The sequence below is a fragment of the Shewanella algidipiscicola genome (genome assembly GCF_003605125.1).
Lineage (GTDB): Bacteria > Pseudomonadota > Gammaproteobacteria > Enterobacterales > Shewanellaceae > Shewanella > Shewanella algidipiscicola.
The window spans coordinates 119,783-146,517 of record NZ_QPQT01000005.1; the positions used below are offsets into that span (position 1 = coordinate 119,783).

Sequence of the window (26,735 nt, forward strand, 5' to 3'; positions counted from 1 at the left end):
TAGACAATCGAATAAAGCATAAAAAATGATAAGGGTCTTATTTAAATGAATCCCACCACAACCAGCGACAAATTATCGCCATGGCCTTGGCAGGTCAGTGATACCGACATCAGTTTTGACACTGCCGCCATGGCCGCAAAGCTGAAAGATTTCAGCCGCGCCTGTTATGTCATCAATGACAGCGACAAAGGCGTGGGCATCGCGACACAAGCCAGCCTAATGACGACTAACAACACTCAAGGCCATCCAGTGAGCGCTTTCACCCCAGCACTGGGTACCGAAAGCCTTGGCGACAGCAATTTCCGCCGCGTTCACGGGGTAAAGTATGCCTATTATGCTGGCGCGATGGCGAACGGCATCTCCTCAGAAGAGCTGGTTATCGCATTAGGTAAAGCGGGCATTCTGTGCTCATTTGGCGCAGCGGGCCTCATCCCTAGCCGCGTTGAGGCCGCCATTAACCGCATTCAAGCCGCGCTGCCCAATGGCCCTTACATGTTTAACCTTATTCATAGCCCAAGCGAACCCGCCCTAGAGCGTGGCAGCGTCGAGCTGTTTCTTAAGCATAAGGTACGCACCGTTGAAGCATCGGCTTTCTTAGGCCTCACACCGCAAATTGTTTACTACCGCGCAGCGGGTCTGAGTCGTGACGCCCATGGCAACATAGTTATCGGCAACAAGGTGATCGCCAAAGTGAGCCGCACCGAAGTGGCTGAAAAGTTCATGATGCCTGCTCCCGTGAAGATGCTACAAAAACTCCTTGATGAGGGTTTGATCAGTGTCGATCAGATGGAGATGGCCCAGCAGATCCCCATGGCTGACGATATCACCGCCGAAGCCGATTCTGGCGGCCATACCGATAACCGTCCTTTGGTTACGCTGCTCCCCACCATTCTCGCGCTAAAAGAGGAGATCCAAGCCAAGTACCAATACCCAACACCACTTCGCGTGGGTTGTGGCGGTGGTGTGGGCACCCCTGATGCGGCATTGGCGACCTTCAACATGGGCGCCGCTTATATCGTGACAGGCTCAATCAACCAAGCCTGCATCGAAGCGGGCGCCAGCGAGCATACCCGTAAGCTGCTGGCGACCACAGAAATGGCCGATGTCACCATGGCGCCTGCCGCCGATATGTTTGAGATGGGCGTTAAGCTGCAGGTGGTTAAACGTGGCACCCTATTTCCGATGCGCGCAAACAAGCTGTATGAGATCTACAGCCGTTATGACGCCATTGAGTCCATCCCCGCCGATGAGCGTGAAAAGCTTGAGAAGCAGGTGTTTCGCTCAAGCCTCGATGATATTTGGGCGGGCACCGTCGCCCACTTTAATGAGCGCGATCCTAAGCAGATTGAACGCGCCGAAGGTAACCCAAAACGTAAGATGGCACTGATTTTCCGCTGGTATTTGGGACTGTCGAGCCGCTGGTCAAACTCAGGCGAAGTGGGCCGTGAGATGGATTACCAAATTTGGGCAGGCCCTGCACTTGGCGCCTTTAACCAGTGGGCCAAAGGCAGTTATTTAGATGACTACCAAAACCGTAACGCGGTGGATTTGGCGAAACACTTGATGTACGGCGCGGCTTACCTCAATCGCATCAACAGCATCACCGCCCAAGGCGTAAAACTGCCTAGTGAACTACTGCGCTGGAAACCCGTTGAGCGCATGGTCTAATCGCTAAGTTCAAACTCTAGCTTCAAACTCTAGCTATTAGGGTTCAAGCCATGCGTTCGATAGATAGTCAACAACCAGTTTAGGCTGGTTGTTGACTATTTATCACTCTATCTTTTGGTTAGTTTGCGGGTTGCAGCACTAAACGCGCCTGAATCGCTCCAGGCAGTAACGGCGTGGCGGCCTGCTCTGCATACTCATCGAATCCGGCGCGGTAATAAGGCGATAGCGGATGCCCCGACTGCCCACCGGGTATGGTTAAAATAGCGTGCGACTCAAGCCCAGGCTGCACAATAAAGCGCTGTGATGCACCAAAATTAGGGCGCTGCACCGCAGGCATAAAGGTATCGCCAAAGCCTGCCACCTTAGGCATATCTAGCCAACGGCTCAACAGCGGCATCTGCTTACTAAACGGATGCTGAATATGCAAGGTATTCACCTTACCCCATGCCAAGTCTTCATAATTATGACTCTCACTGTGCAGGGCCATCAGAGACTGAGTGGCCAGCACATAGGTAGCAATCACAAACTCCTGCCATGAAGCGTACTCACTGGGTAACCAGCTTGCTGGCTGCTCGCGTAACAGCTGCCACATGGCAGGTTCCAGATAGCGCTTTAACACCGACAGACTTAATTGATGCTGGTTCAGTGGTGTCTCTATCGCCGCAAAGCTGCGATCGATAAGCTGGCTCCTAAACTGTTTCACTAAGGTAAAGCCTATCGACTCGCTGCAAGCACATTCGCCCCATTGTTGCAGATGATGAATATCTTCGGCAAAACGCTGCGGCTGAGACATCAACGTCTTAAGTAGGAGATCATGCCAAGGTCGATAAAAGCGCGCCTGATTATCCAGTTGAATACGGTAAAAATCGGATTCGTTAAATTGCTCTTGCTCTTGCAACCTATCACGCACTTGTGCGCTGCGCGCGCCCAAGGCATAGCCTCCATCGCCAAAACGCCTTGCATCGCTGGTGCTCATCACCCGCGCATTCGCACTCCATAATCTAGCACCGCCGGGATTGAATGCCTGCGGTAAATGGCTTTCACCTTGCTGCCACAGTGACAGTTTTACCTGCTCAGGCTCTTGCGCCACATCACTTGGATTGGGTCTTGCTGGCACCGCGCCCGCTATTTGCCATGCCGCATTGCCTTGAGCATCGACAATCAACATATTTTGCACCGGCACGCCAAAACCATGAGCAATGGCTATCCCCTCCTCGGCATCGCTGACGGTCTCAAGTGCCATTAACTCCATATTGACGGCGTAATCTTGGTGTGCCACCCAAGAGAGCGCATAAGGTTGACCTGCATAGGTTTTAACTGGTCCAAAGCGAGAGCTTACCACCTGATGCTCCACAACATCATCAGCCAAGGCGATGGGCTCTTGTTCTTGGGTTAACGGTTCATCGGCGGTAATGGCGACCCAATCGGCGGTATCGATGTAAGCATTAGTAAAGCCCCAGGCCACTTTACCATTGGAGCCGACCACTATCGCGGGAGCCCCGGGTAGGGAAACCCCTGTCACTTGTACCGCTTGGCCGTTTGCATCAGGATAATTGAGCTGCGCCCGATACCAGATAATTGGCACGGCAAAGGACAGGTGCATATCGTCAGAGAGCATGGCATGCCCTGACTCAGTTAAGGTGCCAGTGACCGCCCAGTTGTTACTGCCAACTTCAGCCATCTCGCCAATAACGCTATCGCGGCGATGTGCCATTAGGCTGCTTTCGAGCATGGGTATCGGCGGTGGATCGGAGGGGAATAAACTGTGATCTAATGCCGCCTGATAGTTCGAGGTTTGGGTGATAAATGCCCGCATCGGTTTGCCAAACATCTGCTCTATCAGGGTCAGCGTGATATCTCTTGCTATGGTATTACTCTGTAAATCCAGATACATACTGTAAATGACCAGCAAGCTATCACTTGGTTGCCAAGGCTCAGGACGACTGCGTGTCAGGAGATATTCGAATGAGCGTAATCGCTGCTGGGCTAACGCTTGATTGACGCCATCGGTATAACGCCCGAGCAACTGTTGCTGCGCCACAGGCAGCTGAGTCAAGGTCTTATTGGCACGTTTTCTCAGTTGATGGAAACGGCGCTGTTTGTCGAGGTTAACCGCTATGGGGCCAAAAATTTCACTCAGCTCACCCGCCGAATTACGCCGCAGCAGATCCATTTGAAAGAAGCGGTCTTGACCGTGGGCAAACCCCAATGCAAAAGCCACATCTTGGCGATTTTTGCCGCTAATGACCGCAGTGCCTAGTTTATCTCGCTCAATGGAGGTTACACTGCTGATCTTGGCTGTCTTCAATTCGCCAGTCAGTTTAGGTAGACTCAAGTGCAAACTAATATAGGCGCCAACCAGCAGCAAAAAAGCAGCCGATAACAGCAAGATGACACTTTTTTTTATTATGTTAATCATGAAGTAATACCAACTTCGTTTGAATGGCCACCACTATAACCAAGTTGCGCATATGTTAACAGTATGCCCCTGTATTTTATGGCGTATACATTAGGCTCTAAGCCGTTGAGAGCAAAATATTATTATGGCTAAACCCAATAAGAAAGGCCCCAGTCGGACAGTCGATATTGTCTGTGCTCAGTGCAAATGCAAACTGTATAAATACCGTAAGGGAGGCAAAGGCGCACTGGTCAAATGTTTTAAAGAGCGGATAAGCGAAGACTATACCTTCGCACCGGGTATCTGCCCTCAGTGTCAGCAAGCCTTTGCAAGGCCAACTTTGGTCAGAGGCGTTCCGGCATTTAAAATTATCGGCACTAAGGCTCTGATGAAATAATGGCCGTGATGAAGTAATCGCCGTGATCAATTTAGGCTAGTTGTGAGATTAATCCCCCCCTTGTAAGGTATTAAGCTCAATGCAGTGGCCAAGCTGTTGGCACTACTAATGCCCTCTCACTGAGTAGTGATAGCCAACCAAACAAGTCTCTCATGATGGGCTGCGACAATTTGTCGTATTAGCCACTTAAGTTAGCGATCTCTACTGCAAGTCTTTCACCTAAGCTATGCCCCCTGTTGCGAGTACACACTGACTCAGGTTTCATACACTGAGCAACAATTGTTTAAGCATAGGAATACAATAATGAAGCATCAATGGATATTCGGTACTTTACTGACTCTAGGACTAACCACCAGCGCCGTAGCACATGACAACCCACTGCAATTTCGTGCCGCGGGAAGTTTAAAAGCCGCCATGACAGATCTCATCGGGGCATATCAACAAGCAAGTGAAAATGCTAGCAATATTGATGCACAATTTGCGCCCTCTGGATTGCTACGTCAACGTATTGAGCAGGGAGAAAAAGTCGACCTGTATGCATCTGCGAACATGAAACACCCCACCGCGTTGCATAACGCTGGCCTCAGTGGGGAAGTGGTGATGTTTGCCCGCAATAAGCTGTGCGCCCTCGCCCAGTCAGAGGTCACCGTAACGCCTACCACCTTACTCCAGCAGATGTTAAATGACACGATTCGCTTAGGCACCTCGACTCCCAAAGCCGATCCCGCTGGGGATTATGCTTTTAAGGTATTCGAACGAGCGGAAAAACTGTCACCAAATGCCCAAAAAGTACTCAGCAGCAAAGCCTTGCAATTAACCGGCGGCCCAACCAGTGCTAAAGCACCTGATGGACGCAACCCCTATGGCTGGGTGATGGAAAATAACCAAGCTGATATTTTTTTGACCTATTGCACCAACGCAGTCTTGGCCAAAAAACAGGTGGATACACTGCAGATAATCGCCCTACCCGATAACCTCAGCGTCGGCGCTAACTATGGGTTGACGGTACTCAATGGTGCTCACCCTCACGCCAATGAATTAGCCGAGTTTATAATCGCGCCACAAGGTCAAGCCATTCTCGCTGAGTACGGCTTCGATGCGCCGTGATGGCTAATTAAAAAAATGATAATAAAAAGGGCACAGAATACTGTGCCCTATTGTGATTTATCTAAAGCAGATATCTATTAGCTTATAGCTTATAGTTGGCGCCTAAGAAGAATGCCCGTCCATTGGTGTCATATAGACCAGCACCATCATAAACATAAGGGTTACGTGGCGGTGTAATATCAAACGCATTCTTCACACCAAAGCGAAGAGATAGCGAATCGCTGAAATCATACGAACCCGTAAAGTCCCAAACGGTATGCGATGGAATATCGTTATAGTTGTTGTTTTCTGGCTGCCAATCATTACTAGCAACGGCTGAATGACGGTAGTTGGATCTTGCTTCTAAACTAAGCGCATCATATTGCCAACCTAGGCTAAACATCGCCTTCCAGCGTGGATCTGTGTATTCACCCACATCAACTTGCAGATCAGCGTCAAATCCTGTTGGATTGTATTCCCACTTTTCAAGATAAGTGGCAATCACATGGACTCTAAAATCACCAAAGCTGTCAGTTGGGATATCATACTGACCTTCAATATCTACACCTTTAACATCGAAAGAAGCTGAGTTAACAGGAGCTTGCACGAAATCGATAATATCACCAGTGGTGTCATCTCGAGTAAATAGATCACAATAAACGTTATCTAGTGACTCAGAATCATAACAATAACGAACTGCCGTACCTACACCAATGTAGTTAATAGCATCGCTGATCTCAAATGCCCAATAATCCACTGTCAACGAGAAACCTTCTAGGTAACTCGGTGTATATACCATACCAATAGTATAATCGTTTGAAGTCTCAGGCTTTAAGTCAGGGTTACCCGCATTAGTTCCTGGACGACCACCTTGATACCAAGAATCCGTTGGATTCCAACCTTCAGGTAAACCTACCGCTTGACAGTTTTTCTTACGGTTATCATTGGAGCCTAATTCGACGTTAATTTTGTCACAAACGTCAGTAAAGCTTTCAAATGTTTGTCCGCCTGGATCAAATAGTTCACCAATATTTGGTGCACGCACAGATTTGGACTTTGTAGCGCGAAGGCGAAGATCTTCAATTGGTGCCCAGTTTAGGCCCACTTTCCATGCATCATCAGAACCTGCTGTGCTGTAGTCCATCCAGCGATATGCTAAATCAAGCCCTAAATCGTGGGCCATAAATACATCAGCTAATAATGGGATACTGAATTCAGCAGCAAATTCAGTAACATCGAACTCACCTTTCATTGGAGTTGCAGTATTACCAAAAATGGTACCATCGATCAACTCTTGGTCGGGATTGGTTTCAGATTCTTCTTTACGATAATCAGCACTAAAAGCCGCATTAACGTATCCTGCAGGCAACTCAAATAGTGCACCATTAATCACTAAACCAGCGGTTGTTTGAGTGGTTTTCGCCGTTTGACCAGCACTAGTGCTAACCCAATCGATCGCCTCTTGACTCGCTTGGTTTACGCCAAGTAGATTCAACGGTACACAGCCTGCGGCTCTTGCGTCGGCATCACGACAAACAATACTACCATCTGCAGCAAACACAGCATCTTTAGCTTGATCATAGCGATCTGCCCAGATCTCACCACCCCATAACGTTGTCTCTTTTAGCTGGCCGCGTTGTGCGTGAATTGAGTAATCCCAATTGTCACTGATTGCACCTTCAACACCAATTAAGAACCTAAAGGTCTCTCGATCTTGGTTATACGTTCGATTACCAAACTCGGTATCCATACGATTCAGATTAAAATAATCCATACCTGTATCCGCCATTAACTGACGAGTTTCATCTGGAAGAAACGCATTATCTGATTCAATGAAGTTTCTAGTGTGGAAAACTGGAGAGCTCTCACCATTAGACTGATAATCTACATAAGTAATTTCATTAAATATTTTGTGATTGTCATTAATCTGATAGTCACTGTTTAATGTAAATACATTTCGTTCGAGAGGAGTTCGAATAAATCCGTAGTTAACTGGATCGTATCCTTCACAGCTAGGCCCACAGTAATTACTGTTATTGCCTGGACCTTCGATAAGCCCTTCACCATAATCAAACTCTTTCATGTTGCCATTGGCATCGAAAGTATATTGACCATTAGGAGAAAAGAAAGTACCAGCCTCATTGATCCAAGAAAGTGGTTTGCGACCAATATACGGAATACGAGTTGGTGCGCCCTCTGATGTATCTGGGTTATAAATACTTCCTACGGGATTACTTAAAAAATCTCTGTCTGAAGGACGTACTTCCGTTTGCTCTGCATAGGTAAAGTTAAATACCGTCGATAATTTACTGTCGAAAAAATCTCCTCCAGCAGTAACCGAGAACTGATACTCTTCACCACCACTTTGCTCAGGTTGGGTGTAAGAAGCATCAAGCTCGACACCCTGCACATCATCACGAGTAATAATGTTAATTACACCCGCTATCGCATCTGAACCATAAACCGCAGATGCACCACCAGTGATCACTTCGATTCGAGCAACCATAGCTGTTGGAATAGTATTTAAGTCAACCGCAGAGCTACCATTTGCACCAGCAACAAAACGACGACCATTAACCAATACTAATGTGCGATCACTTCCTAAACCACGAAGGTTAGTTTGGTTTAGACCACTAGCAAAAATGGTATTATTAGTGGTTTCAGGCGATAGACCTACAGTCGAAGATGGAAGTTTATTCAAAATATCAGCAACGTTTGTGATACCCATATTCATCATGTCAGCACCGGTAATTACAGTAACCGGAGTAGGTGATAATTCACCGATACGCTTGATTTTTGAACCTGTAACCTCAATACGTTCGATTTGTTGCTCTTCGGTATCTTCGGCGTAAGCGCTTGCACTCACCATTAGGGCTGTCCCAGTTGTTGCAATCAAAGCAACCCTGACAGCTTTTGATAAACAGCTTATTGATGTCATGTTAACATTCCCTTGGTATATTTATTGAGCTCATATTTGTGTTCTTGCTTTGAGCTTTATATTTTTTAAACGAAAATCAAATATCTTACTTTGATTTAACAAGCAAATTTACACAAAGAAAACAAATAGTCAACAGTGCCACCTCAAAATTAACAGATGGTACCAACTTCAATAGGTAGACATCGAGATAAATATCGAAGTCATAACAATCCATTCATCAGACCATTAAGCTACATTCAATGGCCTTCTTATCGTTATAGTCACTTTTTATCGCCTTATCTGTACTGAACATTATGCAGGAAGGGCGATAAATTTGGCTTGATGACCAAGGTTTTGACATTTTCTCGCTACAAGTGAACAAGCATAATGGCTCAATATGATGAAGCCATTCCATCACTAATAACAATTTCTATATATATCACGGTTCAAATGCCTATCAGGGAAATTACACCTCAAGAGACACAAGGTATAAAAAAACGCAGCAAAAAATGCTGCGTTTTTTATCGTTTGAGCTAACTGATAAGTGATAAGATTACTTACAACCGATAACTTAAACTGAGTTTAGCGTTTCGCTCCGCTCCTGGCATTCCACCAAGAAACATGGCCTTATCGTAATAGGCTTCATCAAATAGATTATCTACGTTGAGCTGAACGCTCCAGTTATCGGCATGGTAACTCACCGCGGCATCGACAACCGTATAACTGGGTACATAACCCTTGGGTATACCAAATGATGTTGAATCCGTACTGCGCTCATCGACATATTTTGCGCCAAAGCTAATATCGAGTGGACTCGATAATTTAAACCACTCAGCCCCGTAAGTGACCCAAGCACTGGCAGTAACATAAGGCACCCCTTTTTGACGAGTGTCATAGGTTTTTTTGGTGGGATCTTGTTTATTACGCGCATCTTGATAAACCCCGTTGACATTGACCGACCACTGCTCATTTAAATGCGCATTGAGATCTAACTCGACACCAGAGGTATCCTCTGAACCATCATAAAAATAGCGCGAAACATCAGGGCCCGAAGTATCATCATAATCGGGATTAGTATATGGCAAGTTGGTTCGTGAACTCTTAAACAGTACCAGAGATGCTAATAATTGATCATCAAACGCTTTCACACGAAGACCCAGATCGTTACTTACAGACTCAGAGTCTTGCCTGTCTTTTTCATTACCAGTGACACCACCTAAAACGCTATAGGCAGTGCGTCCTTTAGAGTGATTAATAAACACAGATATATTGTCTGTCGGCATATACGTTACCCCTAAGTTATAGGTAATGCCATTATCTGAGGTATCCGCCTCGGGCTTGGGCTCAGCTAAACTTTCGCGATACCTAGGGTCAACACCAAAGTGCTCATAGCTTTGTTTTATCTCATTAAAAGCCACACCCACTCGAGTGGTAAACCCATAGGGAAAATAGCCAACATGTTGCACGCCAACGCCCCATGCCTTGACCTTCTTATCATAATTACTGGTCAGTAACGGATCATAGTCAGCAAACTCGCCATCGGCCCAGTTAGGTGAACGCAGATCAAAGATATAAGGCAATTTCCCTTGGTAAATGACCTCACCTGCTTTATTTTTATTAACCTGATCGGCATCATAAATCGAGTACTGCTTAAATCGAATGTTTCGATCCTCATAATTGGCGTTAACTAAAAGCTCGTTATCTATACCTGCCAACTCAAAATCGTAACGCAAATCGGCAAAGTATTGCCATGAGGTTTCATCCGCCGAAACTTGGCGATACTCCTGACGGCGAGCGGCGAATGGATAAAGAATATCATCGACAACCAGTGGCGCTCTAGGATCGGCATTGATAACGCCGCTCCGCTTCCAATAAACATAGTTGTAGGCGCCGGTTTGACGCGCAAACCCTGATTGATAATCGCGGTACTGCAGCTGCTGATTCAAGAAGAGATTGTCATCAAAAAATATGTTGTGAGTGAGCTTAAATCTTAACTCTTCACCTTCGTTGCCTTTCGCCATCGGCGAAATAATGCCGGCATTACCAAAGTCATAAGGGGTTAAACCATCAGTCGCAGACAAAGAGTCAGCCAGTTGCTGTCGCTGAGCATCGCTCAGCTGCAAGCCTGCAGCGGTGGGATCGTTAACGAGGTCTTGCCAGGTCACGTCACCGGCGCCTAAACCATTAACTGACGCCGTATTAAATATACGGATGGGATGACCAATAGAATCTACCGCGATTGCGTCCTTAATATAAGCTGTGCTCAACATGATATCTTGACTATCGTCTAACAGATATTTAAGTGAACCATAGACTTCATCTCTATCAGTGCCAATATCACGATAACCATCGCTGCGAGCCGATTTAGCTACTAGGCGATAAGCCAACTTGTCGGTGATACCCGCGGTGGAGTCCAGCCCAAACGAATGGGTATTCCACTGGCCAACCTCTGCAGTAAATTCATGCGCGGCATTAAACTGTGGTTTCTTTTCAATCAAGTTAATCACGCCACCAGCACTTCCCATCCCGTAAAGCCCCGTTGCAGGGCCTTTTAGCACTTCGACTGACTCGACATTAGTCAACGATCGAGTGGGGTTAAACGTGTTACCTAGCCCAGCGCCGCCATACATACCATCATAGGTGTAGTTTGCTCCGAGTCCACGGATCACGATATTGTCACCAATACCGTAATTATTACCCGCCTGAGTAACCCCGCTAATATTACGCAGTAAATCTTGAAGATCGGTGGCGCCTTGAGTGGTAATGAGTTGTTCATCGACTATCACCACTGCCGCAGGCGTTTCCATCAAGGACATATCAGACTTGGTCGCCAAACCAGAATTCATCACCACCTGATTTTGCCGTCCATAAACGGTGATACGTTCAACCTCGGGCGATAAGCCGCCTTTAACTTGTTGAACCTGTTCTGCCGACACCTGTAAAGATAAGATGCAAGCAAGCGCGACTGCTGAAAAGCGCATATGTTTCATTGTATTGTTATTCCCCATAAATAGTCTGCAAATGATAATAATTATCAATAAGATTGCAATACAGGCAACATCAATCAATACAAATGAAAACCTTTGTATCTGTTTTAATAGGCTTTTATTATAATTTTTTACTTTGTAAATACCGTTTTAACACCATATTGATCATGATTTGATTTAGCATAAACATAAAAAATGCAGCCTGTTGGCTGCATTTTTAAGCTAATCGACTTTTTAAGCCTTGGTGTAATGGCAATCTATCGCGACAACTCAGTACTAGAACTGGTAATGCACCCCGAGATAAAGATTACCAAGATCGCTATCAACGGTTTCATCTAATCCTGTGGTATCCAAATCGGTGTAAACCATTTCATAAGCAATTCTCACATTGACTTTGTTGCTAAAAGCCATATTAAATCCCGCTCCCCATAACCAACCAATACCATCATATTGAGTGTTGGCGTCAATTTGTGTCGAAGCCATACCCGCCTTAATAAACATCGAATAGGTATCATTAAAATAATGGTGAAACTTAGCTGCAAGTGAGATGTAATTAGCCTTAACATCACCATTATCAACATAATTGTCTGTCATGATATAAGCCGTTTCTAACGCGAAGTTTTTACTCGTATAGTAGCCACCATATACACCGTAACTCAGGGCTGACTCATCAAACTCACCCGCCTTTAGCTGTGAATGCCCCGCCATACCGCCAAGATAGTAGCCTTTAATATCAGCAACCGCTGAAGCGGGGCTTGATGTAAAAGCGCCCACCAATGTAAGTGCAAGTATCAGAGTTCGCTTCATTACTCCCCCAAAAAAAGACATTTAACAATTGCCCAACATACTAGCCTAAAAATAATGATTAATTAAGTCTTTAATGTATGAATAATGGTACTTTTTATCTAATTTGATTGTTGATATTTAACGCACTCAAGTGCTATTTGCACCGTACTCATTTAGGTTAAATCACAGCATAAAAAATTGGACACACCCTGCACTGTGCCCAATACATTAATTAACACACCAGCCTTTGGTTTGACTTTAATGATAAAAAGCTCAAGCATTGCTAGTCTTCTGGTGGTCGATTCAACCACTTTTTACCCGATATCATTGCCGAAACTAAACCAGGTTGGTGCTTAAGTTCTGCGACGATAACCCCTGCAATATGCAGCAATATCATAAAAATAAGTAAGTAAACGCTATAAACATGCACTTCGCCTGCCAGGGACTTAAACGGTTTTATCTGTGCCAATTTTTGTTGGTCGACACCTGTCTCATCATAAGCCTTTAATGAAGAACCATCGACACCACTCTGAGCAATATAGTCACTGACTAGTCCCCCGAGTGGAGGATAATAAATATCGGTTCCTGCACGAATAAGACCAGTACACATAATAGTGACCATCAGAATCATCATGGCAAAAACCGCTAAATTACCAACGGGGTTATGATGTAGGTACTGAGGTGATGCCCCCTCTTTTAGCTTAGCGTTATAAGCAGATATTGCGGACAAACTGGGTAGCATTTTAGATAAACGGGCACTGTTTGAGCCAATGATGCCCCAAACTAATCTCACGGCTAAATTAAGCGCAAATAGATAGCCGACAGTCACATGAAGCTGCTTAAGCTTAACCTTGGCCTCTAAACCACTAATTCCCAAATCGCCTTTAAACATCATAATGGCACCAATAAAAACCAGCCCCATTACACACAATACATTTATCCAATGAAACAGCCGTGTAGGTTTATCCCAAACACGATAAACTTTCACTTGTTCACTACTGACTTGTTGCACCTGATCCATACCTTCCCCCCAGCATACAAAAATATCCTACCCCCTAATATACGCCTAAATAGGAAGATTTTTGTGAAATACCATTTACCCTTTAAAAACGAACGACATTGCTACATCTCCAATCTATACCTGTTACTGGCTAGGCGTTGAAACAACCCGTCTGATGATTGCAAACACCCATAAAAACAACATAGCAAACATAGATATCGCACCACCAACTATCACTTCGGTGCCTTCATCTGCATAAAAGTCGCGGTCGGCACTTTCTAACGGTAAGCCATAAAGTTCATCGAGATCATCGCTACTGATGGTGGCCACAATATCACTGTAGCCAACCTCATAAAGGTCAATTAACACATCGTAATGGTCCGTTGGGTACCCCGAATGCAATGTGGTCAATACTTCAAAATCGTCATTACTGACATCATCAAAAATAGTGAAGATCTCAGTGGTGTGGTACAGCTCCCAGGGCCCGCCATTTCGGCTCAAATACAACATGGCATACACATCGGCATATTGATTAAGGTTACTACTGTGCACATCGGCATCAAATGTCACGCTAAAGGTTCGATAAAAACCATCGTAATCAATATCCTCAAACAGGCGCGTACTGGCATCATAGATAGCAAATTCATAATAGATGGCCGCATTCAAACGGGCGGCACTAGAGCGCAATCCGCTGCGGGTATCGACATTAATTTGCTTATCGGCAATGACTTGCTCACGGGTTTTTCGCGGGGTCTTCACCACGGGGATGTGTTTGAGTCTATTGGCCCCCTCAAGCTGCGCCGCATTCATTGCTTGGCCGCGGTGACCCAATACGGGGGGCAATGCTTGCCCCTGTTGCTTGACGCTAACCGATACCGCGCTGATCTGCAGTAAATTGCCTGAGTCTCTCATCTCACTACTCGCAGCAGCACTGCCTGTAACGGCTACCAACAAGCTCACAGCTAGTAATATATTCATCGCAAAGCTCCGCTTTATCATCAGTCGAGGTAACGCCATCGCTGCATACATCATTCGCGGTAATATTAATCTCGACAACATCAAGGCGCTGCCCATCGCCACTTTAATATTAAACCGTCTCGTTACATGCACCACCTGCCAGGCTGCATTCATATTTGTTAATGTAACCATAATTCCATCACCTTAAATCGGTTCAATTGCATAGGGGCATTTAATCCCATTGAAAATGAACATAAGCTGAATGCTAAAATACAGATATTCAACGAGATATCATTTAAGTGACATTCAGCGAGCATTCATATTCAGCTCGCAATAATGTTCACGGTAACCGCGTGATGCTTATCCATATTGACCAGCTCAAGCTAGATTGAAGCACCTTGATATGTTTCTTATTTTTAGCGGATCTTTTACACTGGGTCGATAACAGCAATAAGAGTACAGTTGATGAAAATTGCAGTCATTTTGATGGTCGGTGTGTGTTTATGTTTGCCCCCATTAGCGCAAGCATCGAGCCTTGGCTTATCGATATTGTCCAGTAGCAGTATGATGCTGGCCGCAGAAAAAAGCGTCCCGCAGCCACTGCGTGTCAAAAACCGCCAACAAGCGACCCAAATGGTAAAAAGCCAATACGGTGGCAAAATACTGAGCATGCAATCAACTAAGGTCAATGGTAATTCAGGGTATCGCGCTAAACTGCTCAGCGCCGACGGTGTGGTGTTTTATGTCTCAATTGATGCCGTTACCGGGCAGATGTTCAGGCGTTAGCCACAGGACAGCATAAGGAGCTCCCAATGCGCTTACTACTGGTCGAAGACGATTTAGCCCTACAAGCCAATTTAAAACAGCACTTAATCGATGCCCATTACACCTTAGATGTGGCCAGCGATGGTGAAGAGGGGTTATTTCAAGGTCAAGAATATCCCTATGATGCGGCGATAATTGATGTAGGCCTGCCTAAACTCGACGGCATCGCCTTGATAACCCAGCTTCGCGCCAGTGGCGTTGAGTATCCTGTGCTGATTTTAACGGCGCGAGACAGCTGGCAAGATAAGGTTGAGGGGCTCGATGCTGGCGCAGATGACTACTTAACGAAACCGTTTCATCCAGAGGAGTTAGTTGCGCGCCTTAACGCGCTGATTCGCCGCTCGGCGGGTAAATCGAGCCCACTCATTCAAAATGGGCCCTTCAGCCTAAATACGAGTAGTCACGACATCAAAGTTGGTGAACAACCCATTAATTTAAGCGGCTCAGAATACAAGCTATTTGAATACTTTATGCTGCATATTGGCGAGGTAAAATCTAAGACGGTATTAATTGAGCATATTTACGATCAAGACTTTGATTTAGACTCCAATGTCATCGAAGTTTTTATCCGCCGGCTACGTAAAAAACTCGATCCTGATGGTCAATATGGACTAATTGAAACCCTGCGTGGCCAGGGTTATCGCTTGCGCCAGCTGCAAGATTAGGTGCGCCATGAAAAGCAGTAAGCCAAACGCTTCGCCAAGCATATTTAACTCTCTTCGTATTCGCTTGATATTAAGTGCCCTGCTGCTAATCGTCCTGTTATTGCCCAGCATTGGCATCGCCCTAAACAACGCCTTTAAACAACAGGTATTAAGCAACACTCAAGATCAGCTCAGCGCCTATCTCTATTCGGTACTGGCGGTAACAGAAATGGAACAAGGCGAGCTATTTATGCCTGAACGCCTACTCGAAAACCAATTTAATGTTATCGGCTCTGGATTATATGCTCTGATCTCCAAGCAAGTGTTACCCCAACCACAGAACAATGATATTTCAGCGCCCAACATTTCTGGGTTAACCAGCACCCAACAACACCAAAATGCGCAAATCACCCCAGTCACACCAACCGTGCAACCGAGCATGGTATCAACAACCCAAATATTGTGGTCATCTAATTCGTTTCTGGGGCAACCACTGCCCACGACACTGCCTTACCCCAATGTTGGCAAGGGGAGTTTTAGTGAAATAAACCTCGATGGTGAGCCCTACCTCATTTACAGTTTTAGTGTACGTTTCGCCCCAAGCTCAACGACCTCGAATGATGAGTTGACCGCAGCGAGTAATCAGCTACAAGCCATCACAGTGCATATTATCAAAGACTTTGCCAGCATCAGCGAGCAACAACAGGCTTTTAGTCAACACCTATGGAGTTGGCTATTTATTCTAATGCTAGTGGTAGTCGCGATACAGTTAGCTTGGCTCAGTTGGACACTTAAGCCATTGGCCCGCTTTAAGCAAGAGTTACAAGCGGTGCAACAAGGGAACTCTTATCAACTAACGGGCCAATACCCAACAGAACTACAAGCCGTTGCCAAACAGCTCAATACCCTGCTAAGTACTGAGCAACACCAACGTAGCCGCTATCGCAATGCATTATCGGATTTAGCGCACAGCCTAAAAACGCCGCTGGCGGTAATACAAAGCCAAAAAGAGTTAAGCCCTACCTCCATTGAACAGATAAGTCACATTAACCGCACGATTAGTCATCAACTTAAGCGCGCGCAAAGTGCTGCGGGCAATGCCTGGCATCTTGGTATTAAGGTGCTTGAGGTGTCCGATAAGTTACTGCGCACCTTAAGTAAAATTCACCCTACTATTGATATAAAGTATGCCAAATCTCCCGAGCCAAACTGCATTTTTTATGGCGATCAGAGTGACTTAACTGAGTTACTCGGTAACCTGCTCGATAACGCCTGCAAGGCTGCAATCTCACAGGTGAGATTGTCGGTCGTTCAACAAGAGGCGACGCTACGCTTTATCATTGAAGATGACGGCAAGGGAATCAGTGAGCAGCAACGTGATGCCATATTTGAGCGAGGCAAGCGGGTCGATACCTATGAACAAGGCCACGGCATTGGGCTAGCGATTGTCCGTGACTTAGTCGATAGCTATCAGGGCCATTTGACCATTAGTTCCTCGTCACACCTTGGCGGCGCATGCTTCGAAGTCAGCTTTAATCAAGCTGCGTAATAGATAAGCCGCTTAGCAGGAAGTAACGGAACGACTGCAACACATCAGGTCGTCACTAGGGCCTGTTGATCTTTGCTGATTGAGTTTTGTTCGAGATAAAAACGTGTTAATCAAGGCGAGCGGATTGCAGCCTAGTCATCTAAGCAAAATTCACTTAACAAAGAGTAAAACGTTTTTAACCGAACCCTTTGGGCTGCGTTTGTTGGGTATTTCTACTGCGTTCTCAGCTTTTTATGTAGAATAACTACACTACAAACACTACAAAGCTTCTGCCTTGTATAAATACCCTACAATTCGCTGTAAAAACAACCTTGAAAGATCAACAGGCCCTAGGCGTTAGATGAGGCTTAAACAACGAAGATACGACGACCTTCAGCGCAAGTTTAAAGCGTTAAACCCACATCAAATTATTAATACCTCTATGACTTAACACCGCCATAGAGGTATTGCACGATAATGAGCCTACGTCTTGATGAGGGGGATTAATGAGGCTTAAACCGCACGACTAATTCATGTAATTCATCAGATATCGACTTAACTAAGGTCATCGACGCCGTGGTTTCGTTAGAGCTCTCGGAGCATTCCGAAGCCAATTCTGAAATATTAACAACTTGACGATTAATATCTTCAGCAACATGCGCCTGCTCTTCTACGGCAGCCGCCATCTGAGTCGACATATTCGTTATCTGACCCAGCGCATCGAAAATACCATTGAGCATGGTGCTGCTTTCTTGCACTCGCTCTAACCCTTCTTCTGCCGCATCGGTGCCCAATTTAGCGGTATTGACCGCGACTTCGGCGCTGGCCGTTAGCTCATGCACAATCGCGTAAATATCACGCGTCGATTCTTGCGTGCGCTTGGCCAAATTTCTGACTTCATCAGCCACCACAGCAAAGCCTCGACCTTGCTCTCCAGCCCGCGCCGCCTCAATGGCTGCATTCAGTGCCAACAAATTGGTCTGGTCGGCTATCTGCTCGATATGTTGCGCGGCTTTAGCGATTAACGTGGTCTGATCGGACAACTGACTAACGGAGACACTAATGTCTGACACCGTTTCATTAAGCTTTTGAATAGATTGATGGGTTATCTCAGCGACTTTATTACCATTCACGGCCAAGTCATTGGCAATACCAGCATGGCTTGCGGTATCTGAAACGTGCCGCGACACTTCGGTAATAGTGGTGGCCATTTGATTCATTGCGGTAGCCACCTGAAGCGTTTCAGCCTGTTGCTTCTCTATCTCTTGCGCGGTTTTAACCGTTAGTTGGAATCCCCTGTCCGACTCTGTAGCGACTCTTAAGGCGGCCGTTTCAATTCGGGCGATCACTGTACCTAAATGTGCAATTTGGCTCAAAATAGCCACCTTGACTAAACCAATAGTACCAGTTGAATCTGAGTAGGTTTGCGCAGCGAGTGGATGCGAAAAACTATTTTTTAGCATGACGTTCAAATGATTAATCGTGGTATTTTTGCTGTACTTCATCCAAGCCCCGTAAATTAAAGCCGTGCATAACAGAGGAATTTGAATAAAGGACCAGCCAGCAGTTAAAAATAAAATAACAAGAATAATAGAGGCGATGATTAAAAATAGATTTTCTGCAGAAAGAGAGGTTAAATTAGAGGGTGTTTTACCTTTATTAATTTGGGTATATAACTTTTCGGTTCGAGTAACATCCGCCCTTCTTGGACAAGATCTTACCGATTCATACCCCACTATCTGACCTTTATCGGTTATGGGAGTAACATAAGCATCAACCCAATAAAAATCACCATTTTTACAGCGATTCTTAACTAAGCCCATCCAAGGCTTTCCCTGCTTCAAATGCCACCACATTACTTTAAATGCCTCAGCTGGCATATCTGGGTGACGCACTATGTTATGGGGTTGTCCAAGCAGTTCATCTTTAGCATAGCCACTAATTTCAACAAAGTCGTCATTACAGTCTTGAATATTTCCTTGTAAATCGGTGACGCTAACAAGTTTCCTACTGTCACTAAACTTACGTTCATTATTGGTTGTATAGCGAATATTTTTCATTGATATTCTCAACTGTCCCTTTGAGTGATTTTATGTATGAAGCATTTATTCTAATTATTATGGAATCTCATCATAAATTATAATTAATCGCTTTACTATATAGCGAAATTAATAACAAGATGCTCCACTTCGTTCAATAAATAAGCCACATAATATATTTGCACAATCAAAAACCAGAGTGCTCAATTAACACCCTCTCCTGGTTTAAAAATTCGCCAAAACATTACAGCTAAGCAACACATGTATACCAATGAGTGTGAGTTATAAATGATAAATAATTTAAATTATATATCACTAGATCCAAACTGAATCGTTAACACTAGGTATGATCATATAGTTAAATAACACTGTATCTATGTTTAAGCCAACACAGCGCATTCAGCCACATTTAATCCACATATGATGCAAAAGACGTACATAGGTTTTCTCATTGCTCCTGCATATAACGACACAAAATGCGTAAAAATGAAGTAGTAACATCAATTTTTCCTCATGTTCGATTGCTTTTTCATCGTCAACACAGATCAAGCCGCTAGTACAAAAGATTAGCTATTAACATTTTCGACTAAAGGGGTAGATGTCGTCATTCCTCTCTATCGATAGCTTCATTTAAAGCATCAATGATGTATCTAAACTACGTCAGAACCATTGACTATAAATACCCAGCAGGACTTACGCTTTCAGCTTATGTTCATCTTCATTCTTCTACTATCGAGATAAATCACCTACTCAATATGAATTGGAGTCGATATGAACAGCATAAAAATTTGGCTTGTCATCATGCTTGTCACCTTATCGTCGTCACTGTTTAGCGCCTCGCTAAGCGCGGCACAAACATCATCGCTAGAGAACTCAATCAGCGATGCTGAACTGGCGCAAATCTTGGCTCCTATCGCCTTATATCCCGACAGTTTACTCACTCATATTTTAATCGCATCAACGTACCCATTAGAGGTGGTGCAGGCTAACCGCTGGCGTGCTCAACATCAAAAACTCGAGGCCAACCAGGCAGTAAATCGTGCTGAAAAGCAAGACTGGGATCCAAGCGTTATCGCCTTAGTCGCATTTCCTGCGGTGCTTGAAAAGCTCAGCGATGACTTAGACTGGACTCAAAAGCTTGGCGATGCCTTTTTACAAGATGAACAACAAGTACTTGCTAGCATTCAGCTTTTACGTCATCAAGCCGAAGAAGCTGACAGTTTTAATGCCATGGATAATATGAAAATCACTAAGGTGAAGCAGCAGATTATTATCGAGCCTGTACAGCCACAGGTAATTTATGTGCCAGTTTATGACACTCGGGTGGTCTACGGCACTTGGCGTTGGCATAATTACCCACCCATCTACTGGGTTTATCCACCACGTTACGCTGCTCATTACCCTAGCTATGTTGCGGGTCATTTTTATTGGCAAAGTGGCATACACATTAGCTTTAACTATTTCTTTAGCGCATTTCGTTGGCATGACCGTCACATAGTGGTGACCCATCATCGTCATTCTCATCACTATCGTCCACGAGCCCGTATCGTCTCAAATAGTGGGGCGCAGCGCTGGAGACATAAACCGCATCACAGACGAGGGGTCGCCTATCGCTCTACTCAGGTAAAGCAGCGTTATAACAGCCATAGACCAAGTACACTGCAAGCTAAGCAACTAAGAAATGTTGAGCGCCGCGCTAACAGGGTACAATCTAAGCACTACAGCACAGCTCAGGTGAAGCAGAGCCGTGAACAAAGTTTCAGCCAGAAACTGACCAAAACAGAAAGGAGTAAAGCGAATACCGCTCAGCCATTCAGCAAACAAAATAAGCACAATAGTAACTATCGCAGCGACAATCAGAGTCAGTATAAAAGCGATAAGCAGCGTACTAAACAGAGCCATCTGCAGGTAAAGAGTCCTCAACGCGATAGAAGCCATCTGCAGGTAAAGAGTCCTCAACGCGATAGGAGCCTTCAGCGGGAGAAGGGCCATCAGCGGCAACAAAGTCAGCAACCGCATCGCCAGCAACAAGCTAAAAGCCCGCAGCGAACTCAGTCGGCTCAGGGGCGCTCATCACAAACAAGTCAACACTCCCGCCCTAAACTGCGCGACAACTAAGTACCCACTAAGCGCTGCAGCTTGGCTCAAATAACCCCTTTGAGCCGAGCGTTATCAAAGCTGAACGCATCTAAAGCGTCTCTCATGCTCTGGTATCCAACTCACTTAGTGGTGAAAAACCAAACCCTTGCACCTCTTCAGCACTCAAGTAGCGCCATGTCCCACAAGCAACATCACATTGGATCTCACCCACACGCTCTCGGTGAAGAGCATTGACGCGATTGCCAACCAGCGCAAACATACGTTTGACCTGATGATAACGCCCTTCACTAATCGTCAGCAGCACCTCATGCTCACTGACGTATTGAAGTTTGGCGGGCAAGGTGGGCTTAGCCTCACCGGGTAACGCTAACCCCTGCTTAAACCGAATCATCAACTGTCTATCAAGTTCGCCACTTCGCTCACCTTCAATACTATCCCTCAACGTGACCCGGTACACTTTTTGGCACTGATACTTAGGATTAAAAACATTAAACGACCAGCGGCCATCATCGGTGATCAGCACCAATCCTGTGGTGTCGGCATCGAGTCTGCCAGCAATATGCAGCTCATGAGGGTTAGGGACATCGATTAAATTAAAAATGGAGGGATAATCGCCATCAACATTAGAACAAAGTGTGTCAATCGGCTTATTGAACAGCAGATAGCGAAAAGGTCTCAATACGAGTCGCGCGCCCTCTAGCTTAATACAATTACTCTCATGCACCTGTATGTTGGCATCAACAATCGTATTGCCATTGACAGTGACATCACCTGCAGCGATAACCAATGCAGCTTGTTGGCGATCAAGCCTTGTACTCTTGCACACAAATTTGTCTAATCGCATTAATCCTGCCACTCTGCCTTGGGTCATTAAGCTCTGCATTATGAGTATTGTTGATCAGATATCCAAGCATTAATCTAGCGCTATCCGCGTGCCATAAAAACGATAATAGCCAACCAAGTTGCTGCCAATAAACAGTACCTCCATCAATACTGCCGTTGGTGAACCCACTAGAATATTGTTAAGCAACCAGAGGCTAGTACCGATTATCATCAGTTGCCGTAAACGTTGATCGCTTTGGCTAAATGCCGCGACAGTTTGCGTGGCACTGCCAGCAAAACTAATCAGGCTAACTGGGCCAGCAAAGGTGACTAAGGTAATAAGGCTGCTAATGGCCAAGAATAGCGACATCAATAACTTTGAGTGGCTAAAGATAGTGACAACATAGCGTATCGCAGCCACTAGCATTAAGCCTGCTGCAGTCCACTGTTGCAGTAGGGCAAAGTGGCTGCTAATGAGTACACCCGACACCGCTAGACATGCAACAATATGGTGCTTTTGTTTAAATTGAAATGAGGCAAGATCAAAGATAATTGCAATACCAATAAGCAATTGCGACACCATAAATACTGACATAAACCACCTGTTAAAAACATTGCTCTCATTTCAGTTGAGACAATGATAAGAGAAGTGGTAAAAGTATGATGCTCACACACCCCCTAAGCATTAACTTAAGTTAATTGCGCCAGATCATTGCCATTTTTAACGGTAAATAGCTGATTGGTATATGATTGAGATAGAATTGATTGAATGGAATTTGATTTTACTGAGCACCGCCGCCCCTGATTGTCAACCGCCAGCCACTTCCTGTTACAGGACAAACACCATAACGGCGCAGACGTGCGAGTTAGCGAGCGGCGACATAGAGGTCATTAGCAAGCCGAGCTTTTAGTCGAGACAAACTCACAGGGCTAATACCGATATAATAAGCCAGTTGCTGATTATTGAGTCTATCAACCCACATAGGCCTATGTTTAAGCAGGTGGAGATAGCGCTGCTCAGGTGTATGCAGTAATAAGAAGGCTTCTTTCTGCTCTTTATAGATCAGTTGTTGACTCAGTAAGTTGATTTTGACCTTATGCCAACGACGATCATCAAGCAGCGCTAATGGCAGCCTGACAACATTGGCTTCTTGCATCACCTCAATCTGGTACTGCGCCACCTCGCCTGTTAACCAACTGCTATATAAGAAACACAACTCCTGCTCAAAATAAAACTCTTTGACCAGGGGCGCGCCATTGTCGTTGTAATGGCAGGCTTTGAGTAGCCCCGCACTAATAAAATAGGCAAATTTTTGCCGACGTCCTTGATGTAACAGTACCTCGCCAGCATCCAGTCGTAGCAATGTCGCCTGCCCAGTAGCAGTTGCCATTAAACTGTCGTCTAGCCCTAGCTGTTTTAGATAGAGCGTAAAATCCGCTAATTGACACACTGACATAATACTTTAATCCTCGAGGGAGTCGCTGTGTTAAAGCGTAAACTCTATCACTGCTTATGTTTATGGCCAATATATCAATCCTAGAGCACTGACCAATCTTGGTTTACACTCTTGATTTACACTCTAGCTTTTACCAAGGAAAAGGCCACACTTATGTCATCACGTGTTTTTGTTATTGCTCAATTTCGTCCAAAGGTAGGTAAAGAGGCACAACTGTTTGACGTGCTGAAAGCGTTAGAGCCCGATGCGCTGCGTGAACAAGGCTGTATTCAATACATCTTGACCCGTCAAATCGACCATCCGAGTGCCACCCGCACTGACTATCCCATCATGTTTAATGAGATCTGGGCCGATGGCGAAAGTTGGGCCGCTCATGGACGACGTAAGCAGATACAGCACTTTTTTGATACCCAAGTGGCCGCAGCTGACGGCTTAGTTGACGATGCCATCGTGACCGCTTACAGCGATGAAGGCTACGATTACGATGCGCCAGTATTTAGTTAACTGAGTAAATCCAATCGAACCGGCCTCAGTCAGTACCCTAAAGCAATAAAAACGCAGCCGTTGGCTGCGTTTTTATAATGACCTCGACACACTCAGTGCCGATAATAACTAATCACCAAAATCATCGAGTAAGATGTTTTCTTGCTCAACCCCTAGGCTCTCAAGCATGTTGATGACTGATGAGTTCATGATTGGAGGGCCACACATATAAAACTCACAATCCTCTGGCGCCTTATGATCTTTAAGATAATTTTCATAAAGTACATTGTGAATAAAGCCTGTGTAACCGTCCCAATTATCTTCAGGGAGCGGATCGGACAGAGCCACATGCCATTCAAAATTGTCATTTTTCGCCGCTAGGGTATCAAAATCTTCTTTGTAGAAGATTTCGCGCCGTGAACGCGCGCCATACCAGAAGGTCATCTTACGTTTGGTCTTTTCACCTTTAAGCTGGTTAAAAATGTGTGACCGCATCGGCGCCATCCCTGCACCACCGCCAATAAACACCATTTCAGCGTCGGTATCTTTGACGAAGAACTCACCAAAGGGGCCCGAAATAGTCACCTTATCGCCCGCTTTGAGGTTAAAAATGTACGACGACATTTTACCCGGTGGCAAACCGGGGGCTGGCGGCGTTGCAATACGCACGTTAAGCATGATAAGGCCTTTCTCATCTGGATAATTGGCCATCGAATAGGCGCGTAAAACCTCTTCATCTACAGTCGATACTAGGTCAAATAAACCATACTTTTCCCAATCATCACGGTACTGCGCTGGAATATCGAAATCACTGTATTTAACTTGATGCGCGGGCGCTTCAATCTGAATATAACCACCCGCCTTAAACTTAACGTCCTCGCCTTCAGGTAATTTAAGCAGTAACTCTTTAATAAAGGTGGCCTGATTGTTATTGGAGATCACCTCACATTGCCACTTCTTAACCCCGAAGATCTCCTCTTCGATCTCTAGCTCCATGTCGGTTTTAACCGCCACTTGGCAAGCCAAGCGACATCCCGCTTTGGCCTCTTTCTTATTAATATGATCGAGTTCTGTCGGTAAAATATCACCGCCACCCGATTTAACGGTAACTCGGCATTGACCACAAGTGCCACCACCGCCACAGGCCGAAGGAATAAAGATATTTTTACTCGCAAGTGCCCCGAGCAATTTGCCGCCAGCAGCTGTGATAACGCTTTTTTCCTCGTCATCGTTAATATTGATTTTTACATCACCATTGATGACTAATTTGCTTTTGGCGAGCAGTATCACCATAACCAGCACACACACCACTATGGTGAACATGCCTATGCCTATTGCCATTTCCATCTCAAAACCCTTTTGTATAATGCATCTGATTTAAATGGGACAAGCCACCATTTAAAACGAAATCCCAGAGAACGACATAAAGCCTAACGCCATCAGCCCAGTGGTAATAAAGGTGATCCCTACGCCCTGAAGTCCCGCGGGAATAGCATGAAACTTCATCCGCTCACGCAGGCCTGCCAACATCACAATCGCCACCGCCCAACCAAAACCTGAGCCAGCAGCAAACACCGCCGATTCAACAAAGTTATAATCGCGGTTGGCCATAAAAATCACCCCAGCAAAAATGGCGCAGTTGACCGTTAGCAACGGCAAGAAAATCCCTAAACTTTGATAAAGACTCGGAATATATTTATCTAAGAACATCTCTAAAATCTGCACTAAGGCAGCGATCACGCCAATAAAAGTGATCAGCTGCAGGTAGCTCAGATCCAGTTCAGGGTAGCCGGCCCAAGCCAGCGCACCAGGGGCTAACACATTGACATAAATTAGCTGATTTAACGGCACGGCTAACATCATCACCACGATCACCGCAACACCTAAACCAAAAGAGGTCGAAACTTTTTTCGATACCGCAAGGAAGGTACACATGCCCAAGAAAAATGACAGTGCCATGTTGTCGATAAAGGCCGCTTGAACAAAAAGATTAATATAGTGTTCCATATCCGTTCCTTACCCTCGCTTACGCTGTGCAACATTGATGGTCCAAATCATCAAGCCAATCAAGAAGAAGGCGCTTGGTGGTAACTTGAACATCTCGTTGGCCAGATACCAGCCACCGTTTTCGATAGTGGTAAATATTTCATGACCAAACAGGGTGCCGCTGCCCAGTAACTCACGCACAAAGGCAACGCCTAACAAGATAACGCCATAACCTATGGCGTTGCCTAAGGCATCGACTACGGCTAAATGTGGCGGCATCTTCATCGCAAAGGCTTCAGCCCGCCCCATGATGATGCAGTTAGTGATGATAAGCCCCACAAATACCGACAACTGACGCGACAGCTCATAGGCGATATCTTGCAAAATCATGTCGACGATAATCACCAATGACGCGATAACCGTCATCTGCGCAATGATCCGCACACTGTTAGGTATAAAGTTGCGAATGGTGGAGATGATCAGGTTAGAAAACACCAATACAAAGGTCACCGCCAGTGTCATCACCAATGCCGTTTGCATTGAATTACTCACTGCCAGCGCCGAACAGACACCCAGCACCTGCATCGCAACGGGGTTGTTAGCAAAAATAGGACTGGTTAATAGCTCCCGAGTCGCTGTCATGCTCTTACTCATG

At 45.4% G+C, this 26,735-nt stretch carries 21 protein-coding genes; 8 read left to right on the forward strand and 13 right to left on the reverse strand.

The window, feature by feature from the left end; genetic code table 11:
- The first annotated feature begins 45 nt into the window (after positions 1–45).
- Complete coding sequence (gene pfaD, locus DVO77_RS06845; protein ID WP_119977814.1) at positions 46–1,668, forward strand: eicosapentaenoate synthase subunit PfaD; 1,623 nt, start codon at positions 46–48, stop codon at positions 1,666–1,668.
- A 118-nt stretch (positions 1,669–1,786) separates the two neighbouring features.
- Here pfaD and DVO77_RS06850 read toward each other — a convergent pair whose 3' ends face one another.
- Positions 1,787–4,087 carry a penicillin acylase family protein gene (locus tag DVO77_RS06850; protein WP_119977815.1) on the reverse strand — a complete coding sequence of 767 codons (2,301 nt, stop codon included), beginning with the start codon at positions 4,085–4,087 and terminating at the stop codon, positions 1,787–1,789.
- 124 nt (positions 4,088–4,211) lie between these two features.
- Between DVO77_RS06850 and DVO77_RS06855 the strand changes: the two genes are divergently transcribed.
- Both DVO77_RS06855 and DVO77_RS06860 read left to right on the forward strand, forming a co-directional pair.
- Entirely contained in the window at positions 4,212–4,463 is a 252-nt protein-coding gene (locus tag DVO77_RS06855; RefSeq protein ID WP_110458578.1) for a hypothetical protein, read from the forward strand.
- Between the two features lie 303 nt (positions 4,464–4,766).
- Positions 4,767–5,570, forward strand: coding sequence for a molybdate ABC transporter substrate-binding protein (locus tag DVO77_RS06860; protein ID WP_119977816.1), 804 nt, complete (start codon positions 4,767–4,769; stop codon positions 5,568–5,570).
- An 82-nt stretch (positions 5,571–5,652) separates the two neighbouring features.
- Here DVO77_RS06860 and DVO77_RS06865 read toward each other — a convergent pair whose 3' ends face one another.
- The 5 genes from DVO77_RS06865 to DVO77_RS06885 all read right to left on the reverse strand — a co-directional run bounded on the left by DVO77_RS06865 (position 5,653) and on the right by DVO77_RS06885 (position 14,388).
- The gene (locus tag DVO77_RS06865; RefSeq protein WP_119977817.1) at positions 5,653–8,487 is read right to left on the reverse strand and encodes a TonB-dependent receptor domain-containing protein; all 2,835 of its coding nucleotides are present in this window, start codon (positions 8,485–8,487) and stop codon (positions 5,653–5,655) included.
- A gap of 536 nt (positions 8,488–9,023) precedes the next feature.
- Positions 9,024–11,456, reverse strand: a complete 2,433-nt coding sequence (locus DVO77_RS06870; protein ID WP_119977818.1) for a TonB-dependent receptor — start codon at positions 11,454–11,456, stop codon at positions 9,024–9,026.
- Between the two features lie 273 nt (positions 11,457–11,729).
- Positions 11,730–12,260: an outer membrane beta-barrel protein gene (locus DVO77_RS06875; protein ID WP_119977819.1), complete on the reverse strand. Its 531-nt coding sequence runs from the start codon at positions 12,258–12,260 to the stop codon at positions 11,730–11,732.
- A gap of 262 nt (positions 12,261–12,522) precedes the next feature.
- Complete coding sequence (locus DVO77_RS06880; RefSeq protein ID WP_119977820.1) at positions 12,523–13,260, reverse strand: cytochrome b/b6 domain-containing protein; 738 nt, start codon at positions 13,258–13,260, stop codon at positions 12,523–12,525.
- Positions 13,261–13,383: 123 nt separating this feature from the next.
- Positions 13,384–14,388: a choice-of-anchor H family protein gene (locus DVO77_RS06885; protein WP_119977821.1), complete on the reverse strand. Its 1,005-nt coding sequence runs from the start codon at positions 14,386–14,388 to the stop codon at positions 13,384–13,386.
- A gap of 273 nt (positions 14,389–14,661) precedes the next feature.
- Between DVO77_RS06885 and DVO77_RS06890 the strand changes: the two genes are divergently transcribed.
- From DVO77_RS06890 to DVO77_RS06900, 3 genes are read left to right on the forward strand one after another with little or no spacing between them, the layout of a single operon-like run.
- On the forward strand, positions 14,662–14,982 hold the full coding sequence (locus tag DVO77_RS06890; protein WP_239473330.1) for a PepSY domain-containing protein: 321 nt from the start codon (positions 14,662–14,664) through the stop codon (positions 14,980–14,982).
- Between the two features lie 26 nt (positions 14,983–15,008).
- Positions 15,009–15,686, forward strand: coding sequence for a response regulator transcription factor (locus DVO77_RS06895; RefSeq protein ID WP_110458572.1), 678 nt, complete (start codon positions 15,009–15,011; stop codon positions 15,684–15,686).
- A 7-nt stretch (positions 15,687–15,693) separates the two neighbouring features.
- Positions 15,694–17,214, forward strand: coding sequence for an ATP-binding protein (locus DVO77_RS06900; RefSeq protein ID WP_119977822.1), 1,521 nt, complete (start codon positions 15,694–15,696; stop codon positions 17,212–17,214).
- 482 nt (positions 17,215–17,696) lie between these two features.
- Here the strand turns inward: DVO77_RS06900 and DVO77_RS06910 are convergent, their stop codons facing one another.
- Positions 17,697–19,253 carry a methyl-accepting chemotaxis protein gene (locus tag DVO77_RS06910; protein ID WP_119977823.1) on the reverse strand — a complete coding sequence of 519 codons (1,557 nt, stop codon included), beginning with the start codon at positions 19,251–19,253 and terminating at the stop codon, positions 17,697–17,699.
- A gap of 750 nt (positions 19,254–20,003) precedes the next feature.
- Between DVO77_RS06910 and DVO77_RS06915 the strand changes: the two genes are divergently transcribed.
- The gene (locus tag DVO77_RS06915) at positions 20,004–21,350 is read left to right on the forward strand and encodes a DUF3300 domain-containing protein (protein ID WP_249038126.1); all 1,347 of its coding nucleotides are present in this window, start codon (positions 20,004–20,006) and stop codon (positions 21,348–21,350) included.
- A gap of 82 nt (positions 21,351–21,432) precedes the next feature.
- Here DVO77_RS06915 and DVO77_RS06920 read toward each other — a convergent pair whose 3' ends face one another.
- The 3 genes from DVO77_RS06920 to DVO77_RS06930 form a co-directional block, all read right to left on the reverse strand.
- Positions 21,433–22,176 (reverse strand): pseudouridine synthase, encoded by a 744-nt coding sequence (locus DVO77_RS06920; RefSeq protein ID WP_119977902.1) that lies wholly within the window; start codon positions 22,174–22,176, stop codon positions 21,433–21,435.
- A gap of 69 nt (positions 22,177–22,245) precedes the next feature.
- Positions 22,246–22,749: a YgjV family protein gene (locus tag DVO77_RS06925; protein ID WP_119977824.1), complete on the reverse strand. Its 504-nt coding sequence runs from the start codon at positions 22,747–22,749 to the stop codon at positions 22,246–22,248.
- Between the two features lie 271 nt (positions 22,750–23,020).
- Positions 23,021–23,611, reverse strand: a complete 591-nt coding sequence (locus tag DVO77_RS06930) for a Crp/Fnr family transcriptional regulator (protein ID WP_249038127.1) — start codon at positions 23,609–23,611, stop codon at positions 23,021–23,023.
- A 153-nt stretch (positions 23,612–23,764) separates the two neighbouring features.
- Between DVO77_RS06930 and DVO77_RS06935 the strand changes: the two genes are divergently transcribed.
- Entirely contained in the window at positions 23,765–24,115 is a 351-nt protein-coding gene (locus DVO77_RS06935) for a putative quinol monooxygenase (RefSeq protein WP_119977826.1), read from the forward strand.
- A gap of 108 nt (positions 24,116–24,223) precedes the next feature.
- Here DVO77_RS06935 and nqrF read toward each other — a convergent pair whose 3' ends face one another.
- The 3 genes from nqrF to DVO77_RS06950 are packed head-to-tail and all read right to left on the reverse strand — an operon-like array spanning position 24,224 to position 26,734.
- Positions 24,224–25,441 (reverse strand): NADH:ubiquinone reductase (Na(+)-transporting) subunit F, encoded by a 1,218-nt coding sequence (gene nqrF / locus DVO77_RS06940; RefSeq protein ID WP_119977827.1) that lies wholly within the window; start codon positions 25,439–25,441, stop codon positions 24,224–24,226.
- Positions 25,442–25,492: 51 nt separating this feature from the next.
- Positions 25,493–26,101, reverse strand: coding sequence for an NADH:ubiquinone reductase (Na(+)-transporting) subunit E (gene nqrE / locus DVO77_RS06945; RefSeq protein WP_119977828.1), 609 nt, complete (start codon positions 26,099–26,101; stop codon positions 25,493–25,495).
- Positions 26,102–26,110: 9 nt separating this feature from the next.
- Entirely contained in the window at positions 26,111–26,734 is a 624-nt protein-coding gene (locus DVO77_RS06950) for an NADH:ubiquinone reductase (Na(+)-transporting) subunit D (RefSeq protein WP_110458565.1), read from the reverse strand.
- Between the last annotated feature and the right edge of the window lies 1 nt (position 26,735).